This is a genomic window from Kitasatospora sp. NPDC059577, assembly GCF_042735475.1.
Lineage (GTDB): Bacteria > Actinomycetota > Actinomycetes > Streptomycetales > Streptomycetaceae > Kitasatospora.
This window is the reverse complement of the sequence record NZ_JBHWBZ010000014.1, coordinates 47011-58690: the sequence shown is the minus strand read 5'-3', so window position 1 is coordinate 58690 and position 11680 is coordinate 47011. Positions and strand designations below refer to the sequence as shown.

Here is an 11680-nt window from a genome sequence, read left to right as displayed (position 1 = left end):
CAGCTCGCCGCCGCACCGGCCTCTCGGCGGCTACGCCTCGCCGCGCGCCATCGCGATCAGGCGGTCCAGCACCGTGCCGCCGCTGACCCGCAGGCCGTCGTGCTCCCACTCGTTGGTGATCCAGGTCCGCAGACCGCGCACCGCGCGGGCGGTCTCCAGCGAGGCGGCGGTGTCCACGTACATGTCGTCGTGGTACACCGCCGCCACGACCGGTACGCGGTTGGCGGCCAGGCGCTCCCGGTCGTACAGGTCGGGCCAGTCGGTGCGGGCGGCGAGCAGCTCCGCGGTCTCCTTCAGCGGGCGCAGTGCCGGGTCGGAGTCGAACATCCAGGGGTAGATCATCTCCCCGGTGAACAGCACGGGTGCGCCGGACTCCAGCGCGGCCCGGGCGTCGAACTGCGGGAACTCCTTGCGGAGCCGCTCGGCCGACCAGCCGGTGCCGCCCTGGTCCACCGACCGCTGGCCGTAGATCGACTCGTGCAGCACCGCGTACAGCGGGCCGCCGGCGAAGGAGAGCTGGGCCTGGGCGGAGGCCAGGAAGGTGTCCGAGAGCTCGGGTCCGGCCGCGCCCTCCACCCAGGCCTCCTCCAGCAGGTAGTGCAGGGCGCCGGAGCCGTTGCCGCCGCCGAGCAGCATCCCGAGGGCCTGGAACGCCTCGACGGTGAGCACTCCGCCGTCCGGCAGGGCCGCGGGGGAGTCCGCGAGGTGGGCGGCGATCCGCCGCGCCGCTTCGACATCCTGCGGGAACCGGGCGTAGTGGTCCTCGTTCTTGCGGACCACGCGCGGGTAGGCAGCGCGGTAGACGTCGTCGGCCGAGTCGGCGAGGCCGGCCAGACCGCCGGTGATGAAGGCCTCGGTCAGGCCCTCGGGTGCGACGGAGAGGTAGGTGAGGGTGCAGAAGCCGCCGAAGCTCTGGCCGAGCACGCTCCAGGGCCGGTCGGCGCCGAGCAACCGGGTGCGGATCAGCTCGGAGTCCCGGACGATCGAGTCCGCCCGGAAGTGGGCGAGGTAGTCCGCCTGCTCGCGTGGGCCGCCGCGCCGGGCGAGGGTCTGCCGGGTCGCGGGCGTGGACCGCCCGGTGCCGCGCTGGTCGAGCAGGAGCACCCGGTAGTCGTCCAAGGCGCGCTTCAGCCAGGTGTCCCGGGTGAGCGGCCGGGCGGCCTTGCCACCGGGCCCGCCCTGGAGGAAGAGCAGCCAGGGCAGGTCGTCCCGCTCACGGCCGGCGGCCACCACCTCGCGGGCGTACACCTCGATCTGCTCGCCCTGCGGGGCCGCGTGGTCGAGGGGGACCTGGAACACGTGGTCGGTCGTGACGATCCCGGGCAGCCGGCTGACGGTGGACATGGGACTCCTCGGTCTCTGCTGGTCACAGTGGTGGCGTCGCGGTTCACGGGGTCACCGGATGCGGGGCCGCGACCCCCGCACCGTATCCTGGCGGCGGTCGAGCGCCGGTTCGACCGTCCCTGCCCGTCCGATCGGGCGGCCGACCCCGGTCGACACCCGCTCCGAGCAGCGCCGACGGCAGCACGGGAAGCCCGGGACGGGGCCTCGGCGCAGGCCGCGACGGGCTCGTGGCGGGACCCGGCGCCGCTCCGACGGAAGCGGCACGACCGCCCGGTGGGGCGGGCACCGACCGGTGCCGGTCGGGGTGGGGCGTGACCTGGCGGCGGTGTGCGGCGTTCACCCCGGGGGCCCTGTGCCCGAACGGAGACCGGCCGGGTGCACATCCGGCCGGGTCGTCCGCCCGGCGACGCGGGACCGGGGACCCCGGCCACCGGCGGCGGTCGGCGGCGTAAGTGCGGCAGCGGGGCCGGTCGCCGTGCAGGAACCGGCCGGCCCGGCGGGCGCGGGCCACGCGGCAGGTGGCCCCGGCGTGCCGGGGCGCCCGTCCCGAGGGCGTGCGGGCGCGGTGGCGGGCCCGTCGCGACGGCGCGGCGCGCCGGTACCGGCCCGGTACCGAGCACCGCTTGGCACGACCCGCCGCCGGGTACGGCCAGACACGGCACACCGCCGATGGGAAACCCCGTCGGCCCGGCACCATCAGCACGCGATCGAGCATGCTCGCGGCCCACCGGCCTGACCCGGCCACGGACCGCCGAGGGGAGGAGAGTCCGGTGACCGCCATGAGGCCACCACAGGCCATGCCGGCCGAGAGCGTGGTCGGAGCGCCGAGACCGGTCGGGCGTCCCGACCTGGTCCCGCCGACCGGGCCAGGGGGAGCACCCGCCGGCCCGGGCCGCCCCGCCGCCCCGCCGCGCCCGCAGCCCCCCGCGGTCCACCACGCGGTGATCTGCGTCAACGCCCCGGCGATGGCCGCCTCCGGCCCCGACGGCCAGCTGCGAGGCCACGGCCTGCACGGCTTCTACCGCAACGGCGTCCGGGCACTCGCCCGGATGGAGGTACGGCTGGGCGGCATGGAGCCGCTGCCGCTCCAGGGCGCCCTGACCAGCACCGCCCAGGCCCGCTTCCTCGGCGCCGTCCGGGTCCCCGGCGACCTCGACCCGGACCCGGCGCTCACCGTCGAGCGGCTGCGCCACGCGGACGGCGTGGAGACCGTCGTCGTGCGCAACACCGGCCCGCGGCCCGCCCGGCTGCCGCTGGAGATCGCCGTCGGCACGGACCTCGGCCCGGTCGCCGAGATCGCCGCCGGGCACCGCCCGCCCGACCTGCCGGGCCAGGTGCAGTCCGCCGGGCTCCGCTGGACGGGCCCCGGACACAGTGCCGTGGTCAGTGCCAAGCCCTCGCCGCACGCCGTCCTGGCCGGCGCGGGGGTGCTCCGCTGGGACCTGGAGGTCCAGCCCGGCGCCCGCTGGTCGGTCGAGCTGCGCACCGAGCTGGAGAGCGCCGCCACCGGCCCGCGGCCGCCCGGTGGGCGTGGCACCGGTGTCCCACTGCCCTGGTCCGAGCCGGAGGTCCGCAGCGACGACTCCCGGGCCGCCCCGCTGGTCTCCCGCTCCCTGGACGCCCTCGGCGGGCTGCTGTTCGCCGATCCGGACCGCCCGACCGACCTCTACCCGGCCTCCGGCGCGCCCTGGCGCTTCGGCCTCGCCCCGGCCGACGCGCTCTGGGCCGCCCGGCTCACCCTGCCGCTCGGCACCCGGTTGGCCGTCGGCACCCTGCGGGCACTGGCCCGCCGTCAGCAGCTGGCCCCCGCCCCGGGCCGCACCGAGGGCCTGCTGCCCGGGAGCCTGCGGCACGGCGGCCCGGAGCTGCCGCCCACCTGCACCGCCACCGAGGCCACCCTGCTGTTCGTCACGGTGCTGGCCGAGGCCTGGCGCTGGGGTCTGCCCGGGTCGGAGGTCGCAGAACTGCTCCCGGCCGCGGAGCGGGCCCTGGCCGCGCTGCGCGACGGGCTGGTCGACGGTTTCGTCACCGATCTGAGCCGCCCTGCCGAGGAGCGCTCGGCCCACCCGGTCGCCGCCCGCGCCGAGGTCCAGGCGCAGGCCCACCGCGCCGCCCTGCACGGCGCCGAACTGCTGGAGGCCTTCGGTCGCCCGGGCGCCGGGGGCTGGCGGACCTGGGCCGCGGAGCTGCGCGGGCGCTTCCGCGAGCGGTTCTGGGTCGACGACCTCTCGGGCGGCCGCCCCGCCGCCGGGCTGGCCCCGGGCGGTCAGCCGCTGCCCGCCGTCGCCTCCTGCCTGGTGCACCTGCTGGACACCGGGCTCGCCGCCGACGGCGGCCGCCACGAGAGCCTGCTGGACCGCGAGCAGATCCGGTTGCTCGCCCAGCGCCTGGTCGCCCCGGAGCTGGACAGCGGCTGGGGCCTGCGCACGCTCAGCGCCAAGTCCCCCCGGTTCAACCCGCTGGGCCACCGCGGCGGCGCGGTACGAGTCCACGAAACCGCGCTGGCGATCGCCGGACTGGCCGAGGCCGGCCACGAGAACGAGGCCGGCACCCTGCTGGAGGGCCTACTTGCCGCGGCCGCCCACTTCGAGGGGCGACTGCCGGAGATGTACGCGGGGGAGCAGCGCACCCCCGGCTGCCCGCCGGTGCCGCACCCGGCCGCCTGCCGTCCGGCGGCGGTGTCGGCGGCCGGTGCCGTGCACGCGGTGTTCGCCCTCGCCGGGGTGCGGCCCGACGTTCCGGGCGGCCGGGTCCTGGTCCGCCCGGCCAGCACCGCGCCGCTCGGCGAGCTGGAGCTGACCGGGCTGCGGGTGGCGGGCGAACCCTTCTCGGTCCGGGTGAGCCGGATCGGCGTGGCGATGGTCGAGGAGGCTTCCGCGGACCTGCAGCTCGTCGCCCGCTGACCGCGCACCCCGGCCCGGCGTGGCCGCGCTCGGCCCGTGCCACCGCACCCGGCGCCGCGCAGCGCCGGCGCCGGACCCACCGACCGCCCTTCGGCGCCTCCGGCCCGGGAGCCCCCGCCCGCCCGTGCGCGAACCGTACCGGGCGGGTGGACGACCGGCCCCGAGCAGGCCTTGTGCGGGCCGCGCGCAAGGCCTGTGCTTATCGTCAGAGAGACGACTATGATCGGCGCCATGTCGCGTTACGATCCGTCGGCCTTCCCCCCGTTCGCTGTCACGGTTGACCTGGTGGTGCTGACGGTGCGCGACCACGCGCTCTGCGCCCTGCTGGTCAGACGCGGCGAGCCGCCGTTCCAGGGGTACTGGGCGCTGCCCGGAGGCTTCGTCCGGCCGGACGAGGGCCTGGCCGAGGCCGCTTCCCGGGAGCTGGCCGAGGAGACCGGCCTGCGCGCGCACTCGGCCCCGGGTCACGACGCGGCTGGCCCCGGTGCGGCCGGAGCCCACCTGGAGCAGCTCGCCACCTACGGCCACCCGCAGCGCGACCCCCGGATGCGCGTGGTCAGCGTGGCCTACCTGGTGCTCGCCCCCGACCTGCCGACGCCCCGGGCCGGCGGCGACGCCAGCAGCGCCCGGTGGGCCCCGGTGGCAGAACTCCTCGGAGGGAACCCGGCCGACGGCGTCCCGCTCGCCTTCGACCACGGCCTGATCCTCGCCGACGGCGTGGAACGCGCCCGCTCCAAGATCGAGTACTCCTCGCTCGCAACCGCGTTCTGTCCGACCGAGTTCACCGTCGGCGAGCTGCGCCGGGTCTACGAGGCGGTCTGGGGCGTGGTGCTGGACCCGCGGAACTTCCACCGCAAGGTCACCGGCACCCCCGGCTTCCTGCTGCCCTCCGGCGGCACGACGACCCGTCAGGGCGGCCGCCCCGCCCAGCTGTTCACCGCCGGCGGCGCGACCGTCCTCAACCCGCCCATGCTCCGCCCGGAGTCCTGAGGCCACCTCGCGGGGCCGGGCCGCGCCCCACCCGGCGCGTCCGGGCCGCGCCCGGGGCCCGTCCCGCGCCCTGTCCCGGCACCCCCGGCCTCCTCCCCAGCGGTGCGTCCTGGGCAACCGAATGGCCCGGCCTGGCTGCGGCCGCGGGTGCACCGGCGCAGAGTGTCGGTGGACGCTCCGGCCGCCGGGCCGGAGGCCTTCCGGCACCCAGGAGCCCCGTCATGGCCCTCAAGGACTGCGCGCACCAGCGATTCCTCATCGAGGGGCTGGCGGCCGACTACAAGAGCCTCGACGCGACCACCACCGCCACGGAGAAGGAGCTGGCAGAGCTGGAGGCCGAGCGGGCCGCACCCGAGACGATCGCGGCCGTGCAGGAGCGGCTGGCCGCCGAGCGCGAGCAACTGGGCGAGACCACCGTCGAGGGCCAGGCCGCCGTCGACGAGTTCCGGGTGGTCTGCGGCGGCGAGCAGCTCCCGCCGCTGCCCTGGCCGTCCCGGTAGGACCGGCGACCGGGGGACGGCGCGGCTCCGGCCCGGGCCCCGCAGTGGGTGGTCCCGTGAATCGCAGGATCGGATTTTCCCCTGATCGGGTGAGGTGGGCAGTCGGCGGGCCCGTGCCGTTCCCGCAATGTCCGGAATAGCCGCCGTGGCCCCCTAATGTGCTGGCGCGGAGCCGTGCGGCGGGCGCAACGCCGGCCCATCAGGGGGTGCTCCGCGTCGAAGCAGGTCGGCCGAGGGCACGGGAGCCAGCGATGATTCAGATCACCGGACTGACCAGGGTCTACCGCAAGGGTGCCCCGCCCGCCGTACTGGACCTGACCTTCGACGCCCGGCCCGGCGCCGTGACCGTGCTGCTCGGCGCCGAGGGTGCGGGCAAGTCCACCGCGCTGCGGCTGATGCTGGAACTCGAACGCGGCCAGGGCGTCACGCTCTTCGACGGGCGCCCCTACCGCCGGATCCGCCGGCCCGAGCGGGAGGTCGGCGTGCTGCTGGCCGGTCCGGGCGAGGGCGTGACCGCGGTGGCCGGGCACCCGGGCCGCAGGGCGCACGGCCACCTGCGGATGCTCGCGGCGGCCGTCGGCGCGCCGGCCCGACGCGTTGACGAGCTGCTGGCGCAGACCCGGCTGGCCGCCGTCGCCGGGCAGCGGCTGCGCACCTTCTCGCCCGGTATGCACCGTCGGCTGGCCCTGGCCGCCGCCCTGCTGGGTGACCCCGGCACGCTGCTGCTGGACGCGCCGACCGAGGGCCTGTCGCCGCGCAACGTCGAGTGGTTCCACTCCTTCCTGCGCTCGTTCGGTGTCGCCGGCGGGACGGTCCTGGTGACCGCCCGGAACCCGCAGGAGGCCGCGCAGCTCGCCGACCGGGTCGTCACCCTGGACCGCGGCCGACTGGTGGCCGACCAGCCGGTCGAGGAGTTCCGGCGGACCCGGCTCAGGCCCGAAGTGGCCGTCCGGGGGCCGCAGATGGCGCGACTGGCCGACCTGCTGGTCGAGCAGGGAGCCGAGGTCCGCCAGGACGGCAGCGTGGGTCTCGCGGTGGCCGGCGTCGACCGCACCGAGATCGGTGAACTCGCCTACCGGCACGGGATCCTGCTGCACGAGCTGGCCGACCGGGTGGTCGAGCAGCCCGTGCCCCGGGTCGTCCTGCCGGCCGCCTCGGGCCGCTCCGGTCACCTCCTCGTCCGAGCTGCCCAGGACGCCGCACCGAACTCCGGACCGAGCCCCGAGCCGAGCTCCGGAAGCAACCCCGAACCGCGCACCGGACCGAGCCCCGAGTCGCCCTCCGAGTCGGCCCGGCGGTTCGCGGCCGAAGCGGTCACCGAGGCCCCTGTCGAGGCGGCGGCGGGCGTGCCCGCCACCGCTGCCTTCGCGCCCGTCACAGGGTCGGCCGTCGATCCCGACTCCGAAGCCACCACCCCGCGGCGCCGGACGCCGCGCCCCCAGGACGACGCTTCGCTGCCCACCCGCGCCCTGCCCGTCGCCGTGGTCGCCGCCGCGCTCCCCGCCCTCGGTACGCCCACCGCCGGTACGCCCGCCCCCCGGGCCGCGTCCGCCAACCCCGGCCGGTCCACCGAGCGCACCGGGGGCGACGAGCCGGTCCCGACCGTCGCCGTCGACCGGCTCTTCCGCGACGACCGGGCCCCGGCCGGGGAAGCCGCCCGGGCCAAGCCCCCGGGCCGGCGCGAGAACGCCGACCTGCTCACCGACGACACCGTCCGGCTCCGCCGCCTCACCTCGGGCGCGACCGCCGCCTCGGCCCCCGCCACCACCGACGACCACCGGAGCGAGTGAACCGTGCGTGTCCTGGCCTACGAGCTGCGCCGTCTGCGCGGCCTGCGTTCCACCTGGCTGCTGCTCGCCGCCGTGCTGCTCGGCGACGCCGTGGTGGCCGCCGTCCTGGCGAGCCAGACTCCGGCCGGCCCGCTGGCCGCGCCCGCCGGGGTGCGCCTGCTGACCGCCACCGTCCCGCTCGTCCCGCTGCCGTTCGCGGCCCTCGCCGCCGGCGTGCTGGGCGCGCTCTCGTACGGGCACGAGGTGAACCACCCGGGGCTGCCCGCCTCGATGGTGTCGTACCCGCGCCGGGTGCGGCTGCTGCTGGTCAAGCTGCTGGTCGTCGGTCCGGTGGCGGCGCTGCTGGCGCTGGCCAGCCTGTTGCTCGACACGGTGGCCGTGCACCTCGCGCTGCCGGACGGGGTGACGGTGGAGGCCTGGGCGGAGCCCACCGCGTTGTCGGCGCGGGTGTCCGAGGCGGTGGGCGGTGCCGGACTGTCCGGGCTGTCCGACCTGCCGGGTGCCTTCGCTCCGCTGGCGCTGGTGGTCGGCCACGGGGTGCCGGCGGCGCTGCTGGCGTTCGTCCTGCTGGCCGTCGTGGCCGCCTGGACCGGGGTGCTGACCGCGTCGCTGACCCGCAGTGCCGCCGCCGGGGTGCTGCTGCTGTGCGCGCTGCCGCCGCTGCTGGAGTCCGGTGTCGCCCTGCTGCTGCGCCGGACCGGCCGGCCGTGGCCGGCGCGGGCGGCGGAACTGCTGCCCTTCCAGTCCGGCATCGAGTGGGCCTACGGCTGGGTGTACGGCGGCGCGCGCGGAGGGGCGGCCGGGAGTGCGGCGCTGACGGACCCTGCGCTGATCGTGGCGGTCGCGGCTCCCGGGGCGGTACTGCTGCTCGCGGCGCTGCTCGTCCAGGCGCGCCGGCGCGCGCTGTAGGGCCCGCTGCGGCGAGCGCCGAGGGGTCGGCCGTCCCGAAGAACCAAGATCGACCAGCAGTGGCCGAAATGAGCGGTTCTTCCTGATAAGAAGTCAATTATCCAGTCACGGTCGATCACCCTTTCGTGTGCTTTTCACGAGAATTCTCAAGCCGCGCCTGCCGATCGCCGACAAAGGAGGCGTGAGTACCCTTGCGCACCCCACCATGACCCCCGCCCGTTCCGCCGACGGGCCGATCCACGGCTCCGGCGATCCGGACCGCTTCTCGTACGCCGACCGGCCGACCCCGCCGGCGCCCCGCTGGGAGGGCGCCGAGTCCGACATCGCCCGGGTCGGCCGCAAGACCACCAGCAGCCGCGGCCGCGGTCTGCACGGCCAGCTGGTCCAGCAGCTCGGCCAGATGATCGTCTCCGGCGACCTCGGCGCCGACCGCCCGCTGGTGCCGGAGGAGATCGGCCAGCGCTTCGAGGTCTCCCGGACCGTCGTCCGCGAGTCGCTGCGCGTGCTGGAGGCCAAGGGCCTGGTCAGCGCCCGGCCGAACGTCGGCACCCGGGTCCGCCCGGTCGGCGACTGGAACCTGCTGGACCCCGACATCATCGAGTGGCGGGCCTTCGGCCCGCAGCGGGACGAGCAGCGCCGCGAGCTGTTCGAGCTCCGCTGGGCGATCGATCCGCTGGCCGCCCGGCTGGCCGCCGGCCACGGCCGGGAGGACGTCCAGCAGCGTCTGGTCGAGCTGGTCGAGATCATGGGCCACGCCGCCTCCCAGGCCGACCTGTCCACCTACACCCGGGCCGACGCCGAGCTGCACGGCCTGGTCCTGCAGATGGCCGGCAATCGGATGCTGGAGCACCTGTCCGGGATCGTCGCCTGTGCGCTGCAGGTCTCGGGCGGCCCGGCGATCTCCTGCGAGCGGCCCTCCGAGTCCTCGGTCGGCCTGCACGCCCGGCTGGTGGACGCCCTGGGGGCCGGCGACGGCGCCGCGGCCGAGGTCGCGATGCGGGCGCTGCTCACCGTCCACCCCGAGATCGAGCCGTCCGTCCCCGCGCCCCGGGAGCACTGAGCGGGCTGTTCCGACGAGCGGGGGCGCCGGGTCCGGCGGTCCGCTCCGCCAGGGCCCTCCGGCCGCACCGCGCGGCGCAGCCGGAGGGCCTCTGCATGCGGACGGTCCTCCGGGGCCCGGGGCGGTCGGCCCCGACAGTCATCCCGGCCATGACAAAACACTTCGGCGAGAGTGCGCAATGATGGAACCCGGCCCGGTGGCCGCGGGCGCCGTGTGGTGTGACCCGCGACACGAAGGCCATGCGTAACACTTGACGAGTAGCAGCGATGTCTCCTGAGCGGGAGCAGCTGCGGAATACTCCAACATGTCAGAATGCTGTGTTGGTCCGCGGCGCTGCTGCCGTCCTGCAAACCCAGTCCTCAAGCCCGAGTCGGTCGGAATCGACACCGCGCGTCAGGCGCGCGATCTCCTTCCCCGCCCGCTCGGGCGGCCGGTACGGGTTCGAGTCCACTCATCGTCCGAGAGGTTGTTCGTGTCGGCCAGCACATCCCGTTCACTTCCCCCCGAGATCGCCGAGTCCGCGGCTCTGCTGGCGCTCATCGAGCGGGGCAAGGCCCAGGGGCAGATCGCCGGTGACGACGTGCGCCAGGCGTTCGAGGCGGACCAGATCCCGGTCACCAAGTGGAAGAACGTCATGCGCAGCCTCAACCAGGTGTTGATTGAGGAGGGGGTGGACCTCATGGTCAGCGCGGCCGAACCGGCCGGCGCCAAGCGCAAGAGCGTTGCTGCCAAGAGCCCCACCAAGCGCACCGCCACCAAGGCTGTCACCACCCGGACCCCGTCGGCCCCGACCAAGCCGCCCGTGCGGATCGCCCCCGGCGCTCCCGTCGCGGCTCCGGCCGTCGCCGCCGCCGCGGCCCCGGCCCCCACCGTCTCCGCCGACATCACCGCCGAGACGACCTCCGTCGTCACCGGGGTGAAGGCTGTCGCGGCGAAGAAGGCCGCCCCGGCGAAGAAGGCCGCGGCGAAGAAGGCCGCCGCGCCGGCCAAGAAGACCGCTGCCAAGAAGACCGCCGCCACGAAGTCCGGCAAGGGCGACGAGGAGCTGCTCGGCGAGGAGGAGATCCTCGAGGAGACCGCGCTGCCGGGCGACAAGGCCGAGGCCGAGGGGCCGGAGGAGGAGTCGGAGGGCTTCGTCCTCTCCGACGACGACGAGGACGACGCGCCGGCCCAGCAGGTCGCCGTCGCCGGTGCCACCGCCGACCCGGTCAAGGACTACCTGAAGCAGATCGGCAAGGTCCCGCTGCTCAACGCCGAGCAGGAGGTCGAGCTCGCCAAGCGCATCGAGGCCGGCCTGTTCGCCGAGGACAAGCTCTCGGCCGCCGACAAGCTGGCCCCGAAGCTCAAGCGCGAGCTGGAGATCATCGCCGAGGACGGCCGCCGGGCCAAGAACCACCTGCTGGAGGCCAACCTCCGCCTGGTGGTCTCGCTGGCCAAGCGCTACACCGGCCGCGGCATGCTCTTCCTGGACCTGATCCAGGAGGGCAACCTGGGTCTGATCCGTGCGGTCGAGAAGTTCGACTACACCAAGGGCTACAAGTTCTCGACCTACGCCACCTGGTGGATCCGCCAGGCGATCACCCGCGCCATGGCCGACCAGGCCCGCACCATCCGCATCCCGGTGCACATGGTCGAGGTCATCAACAAGCTGGCCCGCGTCCAGCGCCAGATGCTCCAGGACCTGGGCCGCGAGCCCACCCCGGAGGAGCTGGCCAAGGAACTCGACATGACCCCCGAGAAGGTCATCGAGGTCCAGAAGTACGGCCGTGAGCCGATCTCGCTGCACACCCCGCTGGGCGAGGACGGCGACAGCGAGTTCGGTGACCTGATCGAGGACTCCGAGGCGGTCGTCCCGGCCGACGCGGTCTCCTTCACCCTGCTCCAGGAGCAGCTGCACTCGGTGCTGGACACCCTCTCCGAGCGTGAGGCCGGCGTGGTCTCGATGCGCTTCGGTCTCACCGACGGCCAGCCGAAGACGCTCGACGAGATCGGCAAGGTGTACGGGGTCACCCGTGAGCGCATCCGCCAGATCGAGTCGAAGACCATGTCGAAGCTGCGCCACCCGTCGCGTTCCCAGGTGCTGCGCGACTACCTGGACTGATCGGCGGCGATCGTCGAAGCGGATGGCCCGGGGCCGGAGGGCGCCCGGCCCAGGCGCGGGGGCGGGCCCGGGGGGGGAGCCGG

8 protein-coding genes are annotated in these 11680 nt (G+C 75.5%); 7 read left to right on the top strand and 1 reads right to left on the bottom strand.

Annotated elements, in window-relative coordinates; translation table 11 throughout:
• Positions 1–30: 30 nt before the first annotated feature.
• On the bottom strand, positions 31–1344 hold the full coding sequence (locus tag ACFV0O_RS14465; RefSeq protein WP_380341026.1) for an alpha/beta fold hydrolase: 1314 nt from the start codon (positions 1342–1344) through the stop codon (positions 31–33).
• 779 nt (positions 1345–2123) lie between these two features.
• On the opposite strand from ACFV0O_RS14465, the gene ACFV0O_RS14460 reads away from it, so the two are divergent.
• The 7 genes from ACFV0O_RS14460 (at position 2124) to ACFV0O_RS14430 (ending at position 11597) form a co-directional block, all read left to right on the top strand.
• Positions 2124–4247, top strand: a complete 2124-nt coding sequence (locus ACFV0O_RS14460) for a glycogen debranching N-terminal domain-containing protein (RefSeq protein WP_380341188.1) — start codon at positions 2124–2126, stop codon at positions 4245–4247.
• Between the two features lie 231 nt (positions 4248–4478).
• Positions 4479–5237 (top strand): NUDIX domain-containing protein, encoded by a 759-nt coding sequence (locus tag ACFV0O_RS14455; protein ID WP_380341023.1) that lies wholly within the window; start codon positions 4479–4481, stop codon positions 5235–5237.
• 221 nt (positions 5238–5458) lie between these two features.
• A complete protein-coding gene (locus tag ACFV0O_RS14450; RefSeq protein WP_380341021.1) occupies positions 5459–5737 on the top strand; it encodes a hypothetical protein in 279 nt (92 codons plus the stop codon).
• Between the two features lie 251 nt (positions 5738–5988).
• Positions 5989–7527: an ATP-binding cassette domain-containing protein gene (locus ACFV0O_RS14445; RefSeq protein ID WP_380341018.1), complete on the top strand. Its 1539-nt coding sequence runs from the start codon at positions 5989–5991 to the stop codon at positions 7525–7527.
• Positions 7528–7530: 3 nt separating this feature from the next.
• Positions 7531–8436: a hypothetical protein gene (locus ACFV0O_RS14440; protein WP_380341016.1), complete on the top strand. Its 906-nt coding sequence runs from the start codon at positions 7531–7533 to the stop codon at positions 8434–8436.
• A gap of 127 nt (positions 8437–8563) precedes the next feature.
• Positions 8564–9496, top strand: coding sequence for an FCD domain-containing protein (locus ACFV0O_RS14435; protein WP_360258344.1), 933 nt, complete (start codon positions 8564–8566; stop codon positions 9494–9496).
• Between the two features lie 472 nt (positions 9497–9968).
• The gene (locus ACFV0O_RS14430) at positions 9969–11597 is read left to right on the top strand and encodes an RNA polymerase sigma factor (protein ID WP_360258342.1); all 1629 of its coding nucleotides are present in this window, start codon (positions 9969–9971) and stop codon (positions 11595–11597) included.
• Positions 11598–11680 lie beyond the last annotated feature (83 nt).